This window comes from Dactylosporangium sp. McL0621, assembly GCF_049995355.1.
Lineage (GTDB): Bacteria > Actinomycetota > Actinomycetes > Mycobacteriales > Micromonosporaceae > Dactylosporangium.
In genome coordinates this window covers 539,658-556,966 of the sequence record NZ_CP188259.1, presented here as the reverse complement: position 1 = coordinate 556,966, position 17,309 = coordinate 539,658, and the positions used below count along the sequence as shown (strand labels likewise).

The 17,309-nt window shown below is 71.6% G+C and carries 17 protein-coding genes and 2 pseudogenes; 5 read left to right on the top strand and 14 right to left on the bottom strand.

The genetic code is table 11. The features are described from left to right. Positions 1-208: 208 nt before the first annotated feature. The 9 genes and pseudogenes from ACPPVO_RS02545 to ACPPVO_RS02505 all read right to left on the bottom strand — a co-directional run bounded on the left by ACPPVO_RS02545 (position 209) and on the right by ACPPVO_RS02505 (position 6,687). Positions 209-412 (bottom strand): hypothetical protein, encoded by a 204-nt coding sequence (locus tag ACPPVO_RS02545; RefSeq protein ID WP_426514505.1) that lies wholly within the window; start codon positions 410-412, stop codon positions 209-211. Beyond that, positions 367-555, bottom strand: coding sequence for a hypothetical protein (locus ACPPVO_RS02540; protein ID WP_426514504.1), 189 nt, complete (start codon positions 553-555; stop codon positions 367-369). Before ACPPVO_RS02540 ends, ACPPVO_RS02545 begins: the two co-directional genes overlap by 46 nt. 328 nt (positions 556-883) lie before the next feature. Continuing rightward, a pseudogene (locus ACPPVO_RS02535) lies at positions 884-1,018 on the bottom strand (NAD-dependent epimerase/dehydratase family protein); the annotation flags it as partial. A 121-nt stretch (positions 1,019-1,139) separates the two neighbouring features. After that, positions 1,140-1,505 (bottom strand): annotated as a pseudogene (locus tag ACPPVO_RS02530) (NAD-dependent epimerase/dehydratase family protein); the annotation flags it as partial. A 174-nt stretch (positions 1,506-1,679) separates the two neighbouring features. Beyond that, positions 1,680-2,234 carry a Uma2 family endonuclease gene (locus ACPPVO_RS02525; protein WP_426509702.1) on the bottom strand — a complete coding sequence of 185 codons (555 nt, stop codon included), beginning with the start codon at positions 2,232-2,234 and terminating at the stop codon, positions 1,680-1,682. Between the two features lie 68 nt (positions 2,235-2,302). After that, on the bottom strand, positions 2,303-3,169 hold the full coding sequence (locus tag ACPPVO_RS02520) for an LLM class F420-dependent oxidoreductase (protein WP_426509701.1): 867 nt from the start codon (positions 3,167-3,169) through the stop codon (positions 2,303-2,305). Then, on the bottom strand, positions 3,166-4,167 hold the full coding sequence (locus ACPPVO_RS02515; protein ID WP_426509700.1) for an acetamidase/formamidase family protein: 1,002 nt from the start codon (positions 4,165-4,167) through the stop codon (positions 3,166-3,168). The genes ACPPVO_RS02520 and ACPPVO_RS02515 overlap by 4 nt, the downstream gene beginning before the upstream one ends. Beyond that, entirely contained in the window at positions 4,160-5,539 is a 1,380-nt protein-coding gene (locus tag ACPPVO_RS02510) for an APC family permease (protein WP_426509699.1), read from the bottom strand. The genes ACPPVO_RS02515 and ACPPVO_RS02510 overlap by 8 nt, the downstream gene beginning before the upstream one ends. A 47-nt stretch (positions 5,540-5,586) precedes the next feature. Next, on the bottom strand, positions 5,587-6,687 hold the full coding sequence (locus tag ACPPVO_RS02505; protein WP_426509698.1) for a substrate-binding domain-containing protein: 1,101 nt from the start codon (positions 6,685-6,687) through the stop codon (positions 5,587-5,589). Between the two features lie 29 nt (positions 6,688-6,716). Here ACPPVO_RS02505 and ACPPVO_RS02500 point away from each other — a divergent pair, with 29 nt between their 5' ends. The 3 genes from ACPPVO_RS02500 to ACPPVO_RS02490 all read left to right on the top strand — a co-directional run bounded on the left by ACPPVO_RS02500 (position 6,717) and on the right by ACPPVO_RS02490 (position 9,437). After that, on the top strand, positions 6,717-7,163 hold the full coding sequence (locus ACPPVO_RS02500) for a MarR family winged helix-turn-helix transcriptional regulator (RefSeq protein WP_426509697.1): 447 nt from the start codon (positions 6,717-6,719) through the stop codon (positions 7,161-7,163). A gap of 589 nt (positions 7,164-7,752) precedes the next feature. Further along, the gene (locus tag ACPPVO_RS02495) at positions 7,753-8,286 is read left to right on the top strand and encodes a SigE family RNA polymerase sigma factor (protein WP_426509696.1); all 534 of its coding nucleotides are present in this window, start codon (positions 7,753-7,755) and stop codon (positions 8,284-8,286) included. Continuing rightward, positions 8,283-9,437, top strand: coding sequence for a hypothetical protein (locus tag ACPPVO_RS02490; protein WP_426509695.1), 1,155 nt, complete (start codon positions 8,283-8,285; stop codon positions 9,435-9,437). Before ACPPVO_RS02495 ends, ACPPVO_RS02490 begins: the two co-directional genes overlap by 4 nt. A gap of 324 nt (positions 9,438-9,761) precedes the next feature. On the opposite strand, the gene ACPPVO_RS02485 is transcribed toward ACPPVO_RS02490, so the two are convergent. The 4 genes from ACPPVO_RS02485 to ACPPVO_RS02470 all read right to left on the bottom strand — a co-directional run bounded on the left by ACPPVO_RS02485 (position 9,762) and on the right by ACPPVO_RS02470 (position 13,179). After that, on the bottom strand, positions 9,762-10,949 hold the full coding sequence (locus ACPPVO_RS02485; RefSeq protein ID WP_426509694.1) for an MFS transporter: 1,188 nt from the start codon (positions 10,947-10,949) through the stop codon (positions 9,762-9,764). Further along, entirely contained in the window at positions 10,946-11,491 is a 546-nt protein-coding gene (locus tag ACPPVO_RS02480; RefSeq protein WP_426509693.1) for a TetR/AcrR family transcriptional regulator, read from the bottom strand. The genes ACPPVO_RS02485 and ACPPVO_RS02480 overlap by 4 nt, the downstream gene beginning before the upstream one ends. A gap of 1 nt (position 11,492) precedes the next feature. Further along, entirely contained in the window at positions 11,493-12,050 is a 558-nt protein-coding gene (locus tag ACPPVO_RS02475) for a sugar O-acetyltransferase (protein ID WP_426509692.1), read from the bottom strand. A 289-nt stretch (positions 12,051-12,339) separates the two neighbouring features. Next, complete coding sequence (locus ACPPVO_RS02470) at positions 12,340-13,179, bottom strand: helix-turn-helix domain-containing protein (RefSeq protein WP_426509691.1); 840 nt, start codon at positions 13,177-13,179, stop codon at positions 12,340-12,342. 102 nt (positions 13,180-13,281) lie between these two features. Here ACPPVO_RS02470 and ACPPVO_RS02465 point away from each other — a divergent pair, with 102 nt between their 5' ends. Further along, positions 13,282-14,277, top strand: coding sequence for an aldo/keto reductase (locus ACPPVO_RS02465; protein WP_360366908.1), 996 nt, complete (start codon positions 13,282-13,284; stop codon positions 14,275-14,277). Here ACPPVO_RS02465 and ACPPVO_RS02460 read toward each other — a convergent pair. Continuing rightward, positions 14,235-15,461, bottom strand: coding sequence for an MFS transporter (locus ACPPVO_RS02460; RefSeq protein WP_426509690.1), 1,227 nt, complete (start codon positions 15,459-15,461; stop codon positions 14,235-14,237). The genes ACPPVO_RS02465 and ACPPVO_RS02460 overlap by 43 nt on opposite strands. Positions 15,462-15,619: 158 nt before the next feature. Between ACPPVO_RS02460 and ACPPVO_RS02455 the strand changes: the two genes are divergently transcribed. Further along, a complete protein-coding gene (locus ACPPVO_RS02455; protein ID WP_426509689.1) occupies positions 15,620-17,308 on the top strand; it encodes a glycoside hydrolase family 64 protein in 1,689 nt (562 codons plus the stop codon). The last annotated feature ends 1 nt before the right edge of the window (position 17,309 follow it).

The window sequence follows — 17,309 nt, the reverse complement described above, 5'->3', positions numbered from 1 at the left end:
AGAAACGCGCTTATGTCCGAAAAATCCGACCAGCACCGCCGCGAGCGCCCACAGCACGATCACCGTGGGCCGGTTCAGCAGGTGAACCGCCGACAGGAGCTCCACCAGGAGCACCGCCGCGGTGCCGAAGACGACGCCGGCGCGAATCAGCAGGAGCCGGGTCGGCGCAACAAGCACCGCGGCAGGTTACCGAACTTTCCTGAGTGTTCTACAAACGCTCGACGACACGGCCCCGGCAGCGGTCGCGGGTGTCGAAGATGTACTGCGCATGCTCCTCGATGAGCTCGTAGTCGAAGTCGTCGTGGTCGGTGAGGGGCTCGTCGAAGTCGCGCAGGGTCTTGGCCGCGGTGCCCTGCTCCACGAGGCTCACCCGGCCGTGGTCGGCCTGCGCGACGGCGAACGCGCCGGGCATGCCGCCGGTGGCGCGGACCTCGGCGAGGTTCTGGAACAGCACGAGGTACGTGCGCGGTCGCCGGGCGGCACCATCCGGTCGGCGCCGAGCAGCTCGGGTACGCCGCCGACCCGGCTGGCCACGGCGGGCAGCCCGCGGGCCATCGCCTCGATCAGGGCCCGGGGCAGCCCCTCGGAGCGGGAGGTGGAGCACGAAGAGGTCGGCGTCGTCGAGGAAGAGCCGCACGGGCGCGCCGGGCGGCACGGCGCCGGCGAAGGAGACCCCGGCCGCCGAGGCGGCGCTCGCGCACCAGCCGCTCCAGGTCGGGCCGGCACCGGCCGTCGCCGACGTGCACCAGGCTTTTCCACCAGCTCCAGCCAGCGAGGTCCGCGTGCCGAACGCGAGGTTGACCGGCGTCGGGCTGGTGACCCGGCGCACGGCGGCGTCGGTGAGCAGCCGCGCGACCGAGCCGACGTACGTGAAGTCCCGCGTCTGCCGCCCGTCGCCGTGCACGTGGACGGGCTGCCCGCGCAGGGCCGCGTCGGCGAAGGTCGGAATGACGGCGGCGTACGTGTGCCCGACCGACTGCAGCGGCCCGTACACGTTGAAGAACCGCAGCGCGAGCACCGGCAGCCCGTAGGTGGCCCCGTAGGCGAGGAGCGCGGCCTCGGCGGCCAGCTTGCTCGCCGGCGTACGGGCTCTGCGGCCGCGTCGGCAGCTCCTCGTGCTTGGGCAGCGTGCGCGTCGGCCCGTACACCGACGACGAGGACGCCGCGATGATCGGCGTGCCGTCGAGCCGGCACGCCTCGAGCACGTGCATGGTCCCGTTGGCGTTGACCAGGTGGCTGCGCATGGGATCGGCGACCGAGCGCGGCACGCTGGGCCGCGCGGCGAGGTGGATGACGACGTCGGCCTCCCCGACGGCGGCGTCGATCGCGGGCCGGTCGAAGATGCTGCCCACGACCAGCCGCACGTCGACGCCGTCCAGGTTGCGCTCGCTGCCCGTACTGAGATCGTCGAACGCGACGACCTCCGAGACCCGTGGGTGGGCGGCGAGCTCCCGGCACAGGTTGCCGCCGATGAACCCCGCCCCGCCGGTGACCAGAACTCTCATCGTTCCAGTCCAACGCCCCCGAAGCCGGACAGATATCCCCTTCGGCTCAATTCGGACTAATCGGCCCGAAACATCAGCCAAAATCGGCGATCTGATTGACCCGGAAGACCGACACCAACCGTGCGGAGAACGGGCGCCGGCCCAGCCCCGACTCGGGGCCGGGCCGGGGCGCTGTCAGCGGCGGACGAGCGCGGCGGTGTCGAGCCGGAATGGGAACGGCTGGTCAGCGACCAGCGCATCGCCGCTCCGGGTGACGGCATGCTCGGCGTAGTGAGTGCCATCGAGCCGATACAAGCGAAGCCCAACGCCGCCTGGCTCCTGCTCGACCAGCAGATACCACTCGATCCGCGCGGCGGCGTAGAGCTGCATCTTGACGAGGCGGTCGGCCGCCGCGTTGCCGGGCGAGACAACCTCGGCGACCAAGCGCACATCGACCGACTCGACCAAGGCTCCCTCGTCGTCAGTGTCCGCGACGACGACATCCGGGATGACGATCCGGCCTGCGGCCAGACGGACGTTGACGGCCTCGTAGACCCACAGGCCCGCTTCGGCCGCGGACGGATCGAGGGCATTGGCAAGGCGGCGCGAGACATGCTGGTGGCGCTTGCTCGGCGCGGGGCTCACCAGGAGACTCCCATCGATCAGCTCGATCCGGTCGACCGTCTCGCCGAGAGCGAGGTAGTCGACTTCGCTCCACGGGCCGACGTGCTCAAGCACGGCGAGACTCATTCCGGATCACCTCCCAACCCCGACAGGTTCCTAGTTTCTCACGCGAGCCCCGGACCGGACTGCCCCGGTTAGATTGAGGCCAGGCGGGGCAGGATCTTCTCGGCCAGGCCGTTGGCGAACTCGAGCGGGTTGCGGTCGGGCATGGTCATGACCTCGGTGATGCCCAGCGCCGCGAAGGACTCGACCTCGGCCAGCCAGGCGTCCGGGTCGACCAGGGCCGGCCGGGTCACCAGCGCCGTCTTCACGATGGTGTCGTAGTCGCGGCCCTCGGCGGCGCAGTGCTCGCGCAGCACGTCGAGCTTGTGGGCCAGGTCCTCCTTCGAGGTGCCGAAGAGGTTGCAGGCGTCGGCGTACTTGGCCACGAGGCGCAGCGTCTTCTTCTCGCCGCCGCCACCGATCATGATCATCGGGTGCGGGGTGCTTATGGCGGCCGGGGAGTTGAGGACCTCGGTGAGCTGGTAGTGGGCGCCGTTGAACTCGCCGCCCTTGCCGCTCCACATCTGCAGGCAGACCTGCAGCGTCTCCTCCAGGCGCTCGAACCGCTCCGCGACGGGTACGACCGGCACGCCCAGGCCCCGCTGCTCGCGCTCGTACCAGGAGGCGCCGATGCCGAGCCGCGCGCGGCCGCCCGAGAGCACGTCCAGGGTGGTGACGATCTTCGCGAGGAGACCCGGGTGGCGGTACATCACGCCGGTCACCAGCAGCCCGAGCGTCATCTTCTGCGTCAGGGCGGCGACGTAGCCCAGCGTCGTGTACCCCTCGAGCATCGGCTCCTCGGCCGGCGCGTACTGATCCATCTGGAAGTAGTGGTCCATGACCGTGAACGAGGCGACCCCCGCCTGCTCGGCGACGAGCGCGGTCTCGCGGAGCGTGGGCGCGATGGCCACGGGCTCGGCGGGGTTGGAGAAGTTCCAGTAGTGCAGACCCAGCTTCATGAGCCCATTCTTACCGCGATCCCCCGCAACCGCGCGTGAACTCCGTCGTATGCCTCGGCGCCCCGCAGGTACCGCTTGGCCACCTTCGCGACCATGGTGTAGTTCGTGTCGCACACGTTGCCGACCGGGGCCTCGCCGGCCTGGCTGACCAGCTGCAGCGCGTCGAGCTCGTCGAGCCCGGTGAGGCCGCCGACCCAGGTCACCAGGTCGTGCTGGCTGATGCGGTAGGCGTCCTCGAGCGGCCGCGCCGAGCCGGTGCTCATGAGGAACTCGTCGGACTCGAGGCGGGGCCACGGCGTCGGTACCCCCTTGAGCAGCTCCACCACCAGCGTCGTGCGCATCGCGCACTCGACCGCGACCCCGCTCACCTCGCCGTGCCCCTGCCGCGCGTGCCCGTCCCCGAGCGCGAACAGCGCACCGTCCACATTGACTCCGAAGTAGACGGTCACGCCGGCCCGCAGCTCGGGCGTGTCCATGTTGCCGCCGTGCGCGTCCGGGGTGATCGTCATGCGCGCCTCGAAGGCGGCCGGGGCCACGCCCACCGTGCCGTGCATCGGGTCCAGCGGGAGGTCGACGACGAAGTCGCTGTTGCGGGCGCTGAAGCGGACGATGTTCTTCGAAAGCTCGTAGACCCAGACGCGCTCTTCCAGAGGCGGCTGCAGCGTCGCCGTGTGCGAGGTCGACGTGAGCGCGCCGAAGTGCGGGAACGTGCTCGACACGGCCCAGTCGCGGGCCGGCTCGAGGCTCACGAAGTGCAGCGCCAGCGTGTCGCCCGGCTCGGCCCCCTCGACGAAGAACGGACCGCTCACCGGGTTGAGGAACGGGAACTCGACCACGTCGGTGGGCAGCGTGTCGATGCCGGTGACGCGGCCGCCGAAGCAGTCCTCGGTGTACACCCGCAGCACGTCTCCGGGCCTTATCCGGCGCACCGGGGCCCTTCCGCCGAAGGTGTACGCGAGCTCGTCCGCCTTCGGTTCGTACTCGTGCAGCTCAGTCATTCGTCTGTCCCGACAGTCGGGGCCGGCGCCCGGTCGCGTAGAGCACCGCGAGGATGACCACGCCGATGCCCAGCCAGGTGAAGCCGAGCATCTGGGCCGCGACCTTGGCATTGATCACGACGTACAGCAGGATGAGGAACCCGATCAGCGGGAACACCAGGTGCCGCAGCCAGTCGCGGCTGCCCCCGCGCACCACATGGTGCCAGAACACCGACACGTGCAGCGCCAGGAACGCGGTCATCGCGCCGAAGTTGACGAGCGTCGACAGCAGCGTGATCCCGTCGTCGCGGGACCACATGTACAGCCCCAGCCCGAGCGAGACCACCGCGACGACGAATGTCGCGTTGACCGGTACCCGATGCTTCGCGGAGATCCGCGCGAGGAACGACGGCAGCTGCCGGTCGCGGGCCATCGCGTACAGCAGCCGCGAGGTGGCCACCTGCGCGACCAGCGCGTTGGCGAAGCCCCAGGCGACCGCGGTCGCGACGGCGGTGAGCGTGGCCAGCCAGGCCCCGCCGCCGACGCGGGCCGCGTCGTAGAACGCGGTGCCGCCCGGGTCGCCCTCGTCGAGCAGCTTCTGCGGGTCGGGCACGAGCAGCGCCGCGACCCAGGTCTGCACGATGAACAGCACCCCGGCCAGCGCGAGCGCGGCGACCATCGACCGGCCGATCTGGCGCGCCTCCCCGCGGTGCTCCTCGGCGAGCATCGAGATGCCGTCGAAGCCGAGGAAGGACAGCACCGCGATCGACACGGCGCCGAACACGAGCGGCCAGGAGAAGGTCCCGGAGTTGTACCAGGGCGACCAGTCGAAGCCGCGCCCCTTCCCCTGCGCCAGCGCGACGATCCCGATGACGATGAAGACCGCGAGCACGAGGAGCTCACCGAGCAGCATGTACCGGTTCACCAGCGCCGTGAGCTGGATGCCGAGCAGGTTCACGACGGTGTTGAGCGCGACGAACGCCACGAGCCAGGCCCACACGGGCACCGCGGTGACGACCGAGTTCATGGCGACGCTCGCGACCAGGTACAGCAGGCTGGGCACCAGCACGTAGTCGAGCAGGATCACCCAGCCCGCGAGGAACCCGACCGGCGCCGCGATGCCGCGCCCCGCGTAGGTGTACACGGAGCCGGCCATCGGGAAGGCCTTGACCATCTGTGCGTAGGACAGCGCGGTGAACACCATGGCCACCATGCCGATCGCGTAGGCGAGGGCGACCATCCCGCCGGAACCCTGGAACACGCCGCCGAAGATCCCGAAGGGCGCGATGGGCACCATGAAGATGAGGCCGTACACCAGCAGATCAGTGAAGCCGAGGGAGCGCTGCAGCTCCTGCGTGTATCCGAAACGCTCGATATCGGGAGCCTCCGCCATGCCAGCAAACGGTAGACCTAATACTTGAATCTGGAAAGATCTCGCCCTCAGAAGGCGTCGATGACGTCGAAGTCCAGGCCGTCGGCCCGCGCCAGGTACACCGGCGGGTTCACGTGCCGGTCCTTCACGGCCAGGGTGCCGCGGCCGCCGGTGATTGTCGTGCCGTCGGCGGTGGCGTCCATGGCCGCCGGGTGCAGGCTGCCCGCCCGCGCGGCCAGGCCCGCCAGCAGGCGCACGCCGTCGTAACAGGCCTCCGCGTGGCCGTTCAGGACCGGGGCCTGCCAGCCGTAACGGTGCGTGTACCGCTCCACGAACGCCAGCCCCGCGTCCGTGGCCACGTTGCCGAAGTAGCCCATCGTCGCGTACAGCTCCCCGGTCGCGTCGCCGCCCGTGGCCAGCAGGCCGTTCTCCTCCAGCGCCGCGCACAGGCGCGGGGCACGCAGGGCGGACTCGGCGAACGCGCGGTTGAACGCGGCCAGGTCGCTGCCGACCAGGGTCAGCAGCACGGCGTCGGCGCGGCGGCGGGCGATCAGGTCCAGCAGCGGGGCCGGGTCGAGCGCCCCCAGGGGCACGTAGCGGGCGGCCACCACCTGGGCGCTCGCCGCGCGCAGGTACGCGACCGCGGCGTCGTGCAGCATCCGCGGCCACACGTAGTCGTTGCCGACCAGGGCCCAGCGGCGGGCGCGGCGGTGGCGGACCAGCCAGTCCATCGCCGGGCGCAGCTGGCGGGCCGGGGTCTCGCCGAGCAGGTACACGCCCGGCGCTCGCTCGCCGCCCTCGTACGGGGGCGTGAAGACGTACGGGACCCGGCCGCGCAGGGCCGCGACGGCGGCCACGCGCACGTCGCTGGCATGGGTGCCGACGACCGCCGCGATCGCGCCCGAGCGGGCCAGGTCGGCCAGGTCCCCGGCGACGGCGGACGGGGCTCGACCGGCATCGAGGAGTACCAACTCGATCGGACGGCCCAGAAGACCGCCGGCGGCGTTGAGCTCGGCGACGGCCAGGCGGGCGCAGTTGAGCACCGCCGGAGCCATCATGCCCAGCGGGCCCGACGTCGGCACGGCCAGCGCCACGCGCACCGGGCCGCCCGGCTCGGGCGCGAGCAGCCGCGCCTCGAGCGGGTCGGAGAGCACCCGGACCTCTTCCACGCGCCGAGTATCTTTCCTAGGGCGGGCGGGTGGAAGGGGCGACTCTGGTGGATGCGGTCGGGCTGCGGTCCCACCTCGGATACGTGCTGAGCGAGGCCGAGCGCGCGGTCAACCGCGGCCTCGCGGCGGCGCTGCTGGAGGAGGGCGTCTCCGTCGAGCAGTGGCGCATCCTGCAGGCGCTCTCCGACGGGCGCGGGCACTCGATGGGCGACCTCGCCGAGGCCGCGCTCATGCCCCACCCGACGCTGACCAAGGCCGTCGACCGGCTCGTGGACGGCGCGCTGGTCTACCGCCGGCAGGACGCGAACGACCGCCGGCGGGTCGCGGTGTACCTCTCCGAGGCCGGCACCACGCTGCTCGGCCGCCTGGACGGCACGGCCACGGCCCACCACCGCGCGGTCGAGGCCGCGTTCGGCAGTGCCCGCGCCGAGCGCCTCATGCGCGAGCTGACCCAGCTGATCGAGACGGTCCGATGAGGCAGCCCGACGGGCACCCGTTCTGCCTGTACGTTCCGTAGGTCCTGTCATCCGGTTGGCGCGCGACTGCATCCCGCGCTGACGACAACGCTCCTGCACCCGGGCCGCTACCTTGAGTGGACCAGCCCGGCGACGGGCTGACGGGAAGGCAGTGATCCGCCGGGCGCACCATTCTTGGTCGCCGAATCGGCCCGGCGGGGAGCCAGTGGCGAAACCGGCCCCGGACAACTGTGTTCCATGGGGATCCGGTGCGAACTCGCGCTCGAATCTCCGACGCATCCGCTCACTGCGCTCGCCGCGAGCTCCGCGGTCGGGGCTCAGGGGCCGGCCGGCGCCGGGGGCCGCGGCGCAGCTCAACACCGCGGTCAAGGACGGGGTGGCGAGCTTCTTCTTCCACCCGTACGTCGACGTCAGCTACCTGAAGACCACCGTCGAAGGGGTGCAGGGCGCGGGATACACCTTCGTCCCGGCCTCGTCGATGTAGCTCCTCGTGCCACTGTGGGGGCGGTTCCCGAAGTTTTCGGCGAAAGCTGAAACGGGGGCCGCCCCTTCGCCCGTCTAGCCCTCGCGACGATTGGAGCAGTGACTGGTGAACCGCGACGACGAGGCGGCGTACCGGGAGTTCGTCTCCGTGCAGATGGATCAGCTGCGCGGGCTGGCGTACCTCACGTGCGGTGACTGGCAGCTCGCCGAGGATGCCGTGTGCACGTCCCTGGCGAAGCTGTACGCCCGCTGGCGCAAGGTCGAGCGGCCGGAGAGCTACGCCCGCACGATGGTGGTGCGGGCGGCGGTCGACGAGGTCCGGCGCCCCTGGTGGCGCCGCGAGCAGGCGGTGGGCGACGCGATGCCGGAGCCGGCCGTGCGTGACGGCACGCCGGACGTCATCGACCGGGTCACGGTCCTCGGGGCGCTGCGCACCCTCCCGGTGCAGCAGCGCGCGGCGCTGGTGCTGCGCTACCTCGAAGGCCGGACCGTCCAGGAGACCGCGGAGACGCTGCGGTGCCCCGAGGGGACCGTCAAGACCAACACGGCGCGCGGCCTGGCCAAGCTGCGCGAACGGCTCGACGTCGCCGAACCCCAAGGCAGCATCGCGGGACCCGGACAAATCGAGAGGGCGTCATGACCCAGAGCAACATGCAGGACCTGTTGGCGCAGGCGCGCACCGACGCCTTGGCCGAGGCGCCGCCCATGCGCCGCGACGTCGACGACTTCGTGACCGCGGGCCAGCGGCGCCGCTCGCGGCACCGCCTGCTGCAGGGCGGCGGGGCGGCCGTGGCCACCGCCGCGGCCGTGTTCGCCGCGCTCATGGTGCCCTCCCTCTCCTCCGCGCCCCCCGCGCCCCCCGCGACCCCGGCTCCCGTCGCCGCGGCCGGGGCCAGGGCCGTCGCGTACCCGGATGCCCAGTGGACGTACGGCTTCAAGGGCTTCACGGCCGGCGAGTTCACCGTCACGGCGCCGGAGCACATCACGCCGGGCTACCAGGAGCTGTACGTGCGGCGCGGCAACGAGGTCTCCAACCTCTACGGCGACAACAACAGCGTGGTCGCTTCCTCGCCGCTGTACAGCGCCAACATCACGGTGTACCGCCCCGGCGTCTTCCAGCCCACGAAGTTCGCCAACGCCGCGCCGGTGAAGGTCAACGGGCGCCCCGGGCTCTTCGCGGCAAGCGTCATGTACATCGACTCGACCGACCTCGCGCCGGGCGTGGCGCTCGCGTGGCAGTACGCCGACAACGCGTGGGCCGTCGCGAGCTCGGTGGTGCAGGGCGAGTACAACAAGGACGAGCTGGTCAAGATCGCCTCGGCCTTCGCCCCGGCCCAGGTCGCCCCGGCCACGGTGGCCATCAAGGCCACGTACGCGCCGGCCGGGTACACGCTGGTCTCCGCCGGCCGCACCGACGACTTCCCGTCGGGCGCGTCGTACATGTCGGCGAGCCTGCGCCTGAGCAAGACCGTGCCGTCGTACACCGCGCTGACCGAGCCGATCGACGCGTCCACCGGCCACGGGCCGACGGTGCGGATCGCGCTGTACCCGGTCGAGTTCACCGACAGCACGCACCAGAAGCCGGGCGGCGCGGCGTTCTGCAACTCCGGCAACGCCAACCTGTGCTTCCGGATGACGGCCGACGGCAAGTACCTCGCCGAGATCTACGCCGACGGCGGCGCGGCCATCCCCCAGCCCGAGCTGCTCAAGACGCTCAACGGCCTGCAGTTCGCCGACCCGAAGCAGCCCTCGACCTGGTTCCCGGTCACGTCGGCGGTCCCGTCCGCCTGACCTGTGCGCGAGCGCCCGGCACCCGCAACGGGTGCCGGGTTCTTCGCGCTCAACGGCGGCGCATCGGGGGACAGATCTGCACCCTTTTCGCACCTAGCCTGGTTTTGTACCGATAACCGGCGGAGCAGAAGCGGGGTTGCCCAGTGGCCACGATCGTCGACAAGCCCTCTGCACCCGACCTGGTCGGGCGCCTCGTACGCCTCGGGCGACGGCTGGAACGTGGCGGACACGCGCAACCTGACCCCGGAGACCGCGACGGAGGTCGTGACCCGCCTCGGCCTCGGCGCGACGCACGTCATCCCATCGGGCGCCTCGGCCTGAGGCCTACTCGGCGGCCTTCAGCGGGCGGACGGCGCCGGCGGCCAGGGACGCGACGGCCATCAGGACCGCCACCGCGGCCAAGGCGCGCACCACCGTGATGTGGTCGCCCAGGAAGCCGATCAGCGGCGGGCCGCCCAGGAAGGCGCAGTACCCGATCGACGCCACCACGCTCACCCGCGGCGCCGCGTACGCCGGGTCGTCCGAGGCCGCGCTCATCCCCACCGGGAAGCCCAGCGACGTGCCGACGCCCCAGAGCAGGGCGCCCAGGAAGGCGATCGGCGTGTTCGGGCCGAAGACGAAGAGCAGCAGGCCCGCGACGGTGAGCACGGCCAGGGCGCGCACGACCGGGACGCGGCCGTAGCGGTCCAGCAGGTTCGGGCCGAACCAGCGGCCCACGGTCATCGCGGCCAGGAAGACGGCGAACGCCAGGGTGCCCACGGCCGCGGGGGCCTTGTACCCGTCGATGACCGCGATGCCGATCCAGTCGATGCCGGTACCCTCGGCGAACGCGAAGGCGAGCACGAAGACGCCCACGAGCAGGGTGCGGGGCTCGCGCCAGAAGCGCAGGGTGTGCTTCAGGCCGCCGTCGGCCGGGGCGGTCTCGGAGGCGCCGTCGGGCATGAAGTTGCGCACCGAGTACGCGGTGCTCGCGCCGACCACGAGAGCCGTCAGGGTCAGGTGCAGTGTCACCGGTACGTGCAGGGCGACCATCGCCGCGCCGAGCAGGGCACCCGCGACGGTACCGACGCTGAAGCCCGCATGGAAGCGAGCCATGATCGAACGGCCGACCGCGCGTTCGACCACCGCGCCCTGGACGTTCATGGCCACGTCCCAGGCGCCGTTGGCGAACCCGAACAGCAGCAGGCTCGCGACCACCGGCGCGACGCCGAGGTGGTAGCCCGAGGCGGCGCCGGCGAGGGCGACCATGAGCAGGGCGGCCATCACCGCGACGGTCTTGCGCGACCCGAAGCGGGCGACGATGTGGCCCGAGGCGAGCAGCGACACGATCGAGCCGGCCGCGATGGACAGCAGGACCAGGCCGAGCTTGGACGGCTCGAGGTGCAGGGCGTCGCGGATCTGCGGGATGCGCGAGGCCCAGCTGGCCATGGCCACGCCCGACCAGATGAAGGCGGCGTAGGTGGCTCGGGTCGCGGGGCGGTGGTCGACGGGGGCGGTGACGGTCAGGCTCATGAAGTTCCGATCGTTCGCTCGACGATCGTCCGGATGTCCTCGCGGGACACCGGTCCGGTCGACAGGGTCTTGTGCATGACCAGGCCCTCGATCAGGGCGTCGACGCCCCGGGCCGTGATCGGGTCGACGAACCGCTCGAGCACGGCCCGGCTGGCGCGCATCCAGGTCTCGGTGACCTCGCGCAGGGCGGGCTCGCGCAGGGCGGCGAGGTACAGCTCGTACGCGATCGCCCAGTCCGCCGCGTCCGCGCCGGCGTCGCCGTCGATGAGATCGGTGACCGCCTCGACGAGCTCTTCCCGCGTCCGTACCCCGCGGAAGTGCGCCTCGTAGGTGACCGACATGCGCTCGGCGTGGCGCCGGAACGCCTGGCACCGGAGGTCCTCGAGGCTCGTGAAGTGGTACGTCAGCGACCCCAGCGGCACGTCGGCCGCCGCGGCGATGAGCCGGTGGGTCGTGCCGGCGACCCCGCGCTCGGCGATGACCGCGATGGCCGCGTCGATGATGCGGTCCTTGCGGTCGGGGTCGTGGCGCCGGACGGGCATCTCAGATCTCGCGGACGATCCGCGCCGGGTTGCCCACGGCGACGACGTTGGCGGGCAGGTCCTTGTTCACGACCGAGCCCGCGCCGACGACGGTGTTGGCGCCGATCGTGACCCCCGGGCAGACGATGACGCCGCCGCCGAGCCAGACGTTGTCGCCGATCGTGATCGGGGAGCCGGCCTCCCACTTGTCGCGCCGCGCCTGGGGATCGACCGGGTGCCAGGCGGTGAGCAGCTGCACGTTCGTGGCAATCTGCACGTCGTCGCCGATCGTCACCCGCGCCACGTCGAGACAGACGAAGCCGAAGTTGACGAAGCTGCGGGCGCCGAAATAGGTCTGGTACCCGTAGTCGAACTGCACGGGCGTGCGGATCTCGGTCTCCTCGCCGAGCGCCCCGAGGAGCTCGGTGAGCAGCTTGCGCCTGGTCTCACCGTCGGCGGCGGGCAGAGCGTTGATGCGGCGCGTGAGGTCCTGCGCGCGCAGGTAGTCGCGACCGATCTCCTCGTCCGCGATGTACAGCTCCCCGTCGAGCATCCGCTGCCGCATGGACTTCCCCGTCATGTGTACAAACGTACATTGGATGCGTACGTCCGTACACAGTCATTTTTTGCAGCTCACCGCGGCCCGGCTGCCGGAGACATCATGACTCCTTGCAGGCCGTTGTCCAATGCCCAGCAATCCGACATGTCGTTCGTGGCTCGTCGTCGGCGAAATGTCGGGCGCTGCCGCGCCGCGACATATCCGATTTATCGCCTGCCGGGGTATAAATCCGAAAAGTCGCGGCGCGCAGCGCCCGACTTTTCGGGGCCGGGCAGCGCCCGCGGCCCGCCGGCCCCGCCTCGTCGGCGTTTCAGGCCTGCGCGAACTCCTCGGTACCGAGCACCCGCAGCAGTTCCAAACGCTCCCGCGCCTCAGCGTTCGCCGGCGTCAGCACCAGCAACTGCTGCCCCTGGTCCGGGGTCACCAGCGTCTCGCAGTCCACCAGGATCGGCCCGACCCGCGGGTTGACAAGCGTCTTCTGATCGGCCCTCCGCACCGCGACCTCGTGCTCCTCCCACAACCGCCGGAACTCCGCGCTCTCCTCCCGCAGGCGCGACACCAGCTCCGTCACGACCGGGTCGCCCGCGCGGCGGCCCGCGGTGGCGCGCAGGTCGGCCACATGTACGCGAGCGTGGCGCTCCTCGTCGTCGGGCGGGTGGACGGCGCGGGCCGCGGGATCGGTGAACCAGCGGTACACCGTGAAGCGCCGCAGGCCCGTGAAGCGGGTCAGGTCCCCCGAGAGCAGGAGCGAGGCGCGGTTCTGGGCCAGGATCTCCCCCAGGTCGGACATGACCATCGCGGGGGTGTCGGGGAGCAGGTCGAGCAGGCGCACCAGGCCCGCCCGGGCCAGTCGGGCCACCCCCTCGGCCGGCGGCGGGCGGTGGCCGGCCAGGTGGAAGAGGTGGGTGCGCTCGTCGTCGGAGAGGCGCAGGGCCCGGGCCAGGGCGGCCAGCAACTGGGTCGACGGCTGGCTGCTGCGGCCCTGCTCCAGGCGCACCACGTAGTCGACCGACATGCCGGCGAGCAGCGCCACCTCCTCCCGGCGCAGGCCCGCGGTGCGCCGGCGCGGGCCGTCGGTGAGGCCGACCTCGCCCGGGCGGATCGCCTCGCGGCGCCGGCGCAGGAAGTCGGCGAGCTGCTCACGTTCCATGCCCTCCATGGTGCCCTTCCCAAGAGCACTAACCAGGGAGCGGTACTCCCACGATGCACGCTCCGCTCCCGAAGCCCGCGATTCCGGCGCAGGGTGGAGATCATGATGCAGACACGACAGTTGGGAAGCACCGGGCCGGTCGTCTCGGCGCTCGGGCTCGGGGCGATGGGCATGTCCGGCGGCGCGTACGGGCCCGCCGATCGCGCCGAGAGCATCGCCACGGTGCACGCCGCGCTCGACGCCGGGGTCACGCTCATCGACACGGGCGACTTCTACGCGATGGGGCACAACGAGCTGCTGCTCGCCGAGGCGCTGCGCGGTCGCGACCGCGACGGCTACGTGCTGAGCGTGAAGTTCGGGCACCTGCGCGGGCCGGGAGCGGTGATGGGGCCGCCGGACAACCGGCCGGCGGCGGTGAAGAACTTCCTGGCGTACTCGCTGACGCGCCTCGGCGTCGACCACATCGACATCTACCGTCCGGCCCGGCTCGACCCGCAGGTGCCGATCGAGGACACCGTGGGCGCGATCAAGGAGATGATCGACGCCGGGTACGTGCGGCACCTCGGGCTCTCCGAGGTCGGCGCCGACACCGTCCGGCGGGCCCACGCGGTGCACCCGGTCGCCGACCTGCAGATCGAGTACTCGCTGGTGTCGCGCGCGGTCGAGGCCGAGGTGCTGCCGGTCCTGCGCGAGCTGGGGATCGGGATGACCGCGTACGGCGTGCTGTCCCGCGGTCTCATCTCCGGGCACTGGAGCGCGGAGCGGACCGCGGCGCCCGGCGACTTCCGCGCGCGCACCCCGCGGTTCTCGCCCGGCAACGTGGAGCACAACCTGGCCCTGGTCGAGGCGCTGCGCCGGATCGCGGCGGCCAAGGGGTGCACGGTCGCCCAGCTTGCCATCGCGTGGGTGGCCGCGCAGGGGCCGGACATCGTCCCGCTGGTCGGGGCCCGCACCCGCGAGCGGCTGTCCGAGGCGCTGGTCGAGGTGGCCCTGACCGCGCAGGACCGCGCCGAGATCGAGCGGGCGGTGCCGGCCGGCTCCGCGCGCGGCGACCGCTACCCCTCCGCGTTCATGGCCGGCTTGGGCGTCGGCAACTGAGCCGTCTCATGTGGACGGTTCTTCAGCGCCCAGTCGACCGTCGGCGGCATCGCCGCGCCCGCCAGGGCGAAGGCCGCGCCCAGCAGGAGCCAGCCCGGGTCGCCCCAGCCGAGGGCGAGCGTCGTCACGACGAGCGGGGCGAGCATCTGGCCCAGCTGCATGCCTATCGCGTACGCGCCCTGGTACTGCCCGTGCTTGTCCGACGGTGACAGGCCGAACGAGATGCCCCAGCCGGACGCGGAGTGCCAGAGCTCGCCGACCACGTGGGTCAGGGCCCCCGCCACGAGGAGCGCGATCGTGACCGTGGCGTGCGCATGGCCGGACAGGGCGTAGAGGCCGCACGCGACGAGGAGGGTCAGGCCGGCGCGGCGGGCGGCCCGCGCGGCGCCGCGGGGTTCGTCGGTGCCGCGGGCCGCCCGCACCTGGAAGAGCACGACCGCCGTGGTGTTGGTCAGGTACACCACCGCGATCAGCCAGGTCGGGGCGTCCGTGCGGTGCGCGATCCACAGCGGCAGGCCGACCTCGAACAGGCCGAAGTGGGTCGAGAGCAGGCCGTCGAGCAGGACGAAGGCGAGGAACGGGCGATCGCGCAGGGCGACCAGCCGCGGGGCGCCGGGCTCGTGGGCGTGGCGCGGGATGCGCTCCAGGCGGCTCGCCAGGGCGGCGGCGATGCAGTACGTCAGCGCGTCGCCGAGGATCAGGGCGACGTAGGCCCAGCGGGTGTCGACCGCCAGGGCCACGCCGGCGAGCGCGGAGCCGACGGCGATGCCCACGTTGGTGACCGAGCGCAGGTACGCGCGGGTGCGCACGCGGTCCTCCGGCGGCACCGCACCGCCGATGACCGCGCCCTTGGCGGCGCGCTGGGCCGCGTCGGCGACGGCGAGCGGGACGCCGATCAGCAGGTACACCCAGACGTTGTGCACCAAGGCGAACGCCGCGGTGCCGAGCGCCTGCGCGACCAGGCCGGCGACGAAGACCTCGCGCGCGCCCAGGCGGTCCGCGACATAGCCCATCGGGGCGCTCGCCACCATGCACACGAGGCCGGTCGCGGTCAGGGCCAGGCCGGTCGCGGCGATCGACAGGCCCGCGTACCGCGTCAGGTACAGCGGGCTCGACACCATCCACAGGCCGGTACCGGTGGTGTTGATGAGCGAGATGAGCGCGAGCAGCCGCAGTGGTGGCATGCCGTCACCCTAACAAGACGTACGTACGGTTTGCTAGACCCGTCAATCTCAACATGCCCTTAACAGATCGTTGGGTCTAGTTGGTGTCCGTTGACACATGTTCGCGCAGTCCCGGAATCTGAGAGCGCTCTCACGTTCAGATTCGACAGGAGTTCCCCGTGCGATTGAGGACGAAGCTGCTCGGCGCCGCGGCCGTGGTCGCCGCCGCGATACCCGTGGCCATCGCCGCCCTGCCATCCGCGGAGGCGGCCGGCCCCTCGGTACTGCCGTTCACCGTCACCAACTCGACCGGGCGCGGGGACGCGGTCTACCTGTACGTGCTCGGCACCAACCTCAGCACCGGCAAGCTCGGGTACGTCTCCGCCAACGGGACGTTCACCCAGTGGTCGGCCGGCACCAACCCGCCGATGCCCGCCCCGGACGTCTCCATCCCCGGCCCGGCCAACGGCTCCAGCAAGACCATCCAGCTGCCCAAGAACCTCTCCGGCCGCGTGTACATGTCGCTCGGCGAGCGGCTCAAGTTCTTCCTGACCCCCGACGGGCTGGTCCAGCCGGCGCCGTGGGCCTCGGGCGACCCGAACCACGACATCCTGTTCGACTGGAGCGAGTTCACCTACAACGACGCCGGCCTGTGGCTCAACAGCTCGCAGGTCGACATGTTCGCGGTGCCGCACGCGGTGAGCGTCACCGGCGCGAGCGGAGCCACGTCGACAACGGGCGCGCTGAAGGCCAACGGCCGCCAGAACGTCATCGACCAGGTCAAGGCCCAGGCCGGCTGGGGCAACACGGTCGTGACCCGCGCCGACGGTACCGTCCTGCGCGTGCTCGCCCCCGGCAAGGCGGCCGACGCCGGGCTGTTCAGCGCGACGTACCTCGACCCGTACATCGCCAACGCCTGGAGTGCGTACACCACCAAGACGCTCACCGTGCAGCCGTTCACCGACCAGCCGAACGTGAAGTACTTCGGCCGCACCAACGGCACCGTGATGACGTTCACGAACGCCTCCGGCCAGCAGGTCGCCTCGTTCAACCGGCCCACCACCGCCAACGTGTGGGGCTGCGACGGCGCCCTCGGCGCGCCCAACGACCAGGTCGTGGGCCCGATCGCCCGCACGCTCTGCGCGGCCCTGCACCGCAGCACCCTCGGCACCATCGACACGCAGCCGGGCGGTACCGCGGCCGACTTCTACAAGAGCGCGCTGACCAACCACTACTCGCGGATCGTGCACGCGAACATGGCCGACGGCAAGGCGTACGGCTTCGCCTTCGACGACGTGCAGAACCAGGAGTCGCTCGTGCACGACGGCGACCCGCGCTCGGCCGCGATCACGCTGAGCCCGTTCACCGGCGGCTCGAACCCGCCGCCCACCACGCAGCCGCCGGCCCAGCCGACGACGCAGCCGCCGGCCCAGCCGACGACGCAGCCGACGACCGCGCAGCCGACGACGGCGCCGCCGGCCGGCACCGGCAAGTCGATCGCCAGCAACTGGAACGGCAAATGCATCGACGTGCCGAACTGGAAGTTCAACGACGGCCAGGCGCTGCTGATGTGGAGCTGCACCGGCGGTACCAACCAGAAGTGGACGTTCGCCAACGGCACGCTGCGCACGGAGAACAACAAGTGCATGGACGTGGCCTGGGGCTCCACCGCCAACGGCGCGGTCATCCAGATCGCCAACTGCTCGGGCAACGCCGCGCAGCAGTTCGTGCTCAGCGCCGCCGGCGACCTGGTCAACCCGCAGGCGAACAAGTGCGTCGACATCAAGGACTGGAACCCGAACAACGACGCGGCCCTGCAGCTGTGGGACTGTGCCGGCACGGCGAACCAGAAGTGGCACACGGTCTAAT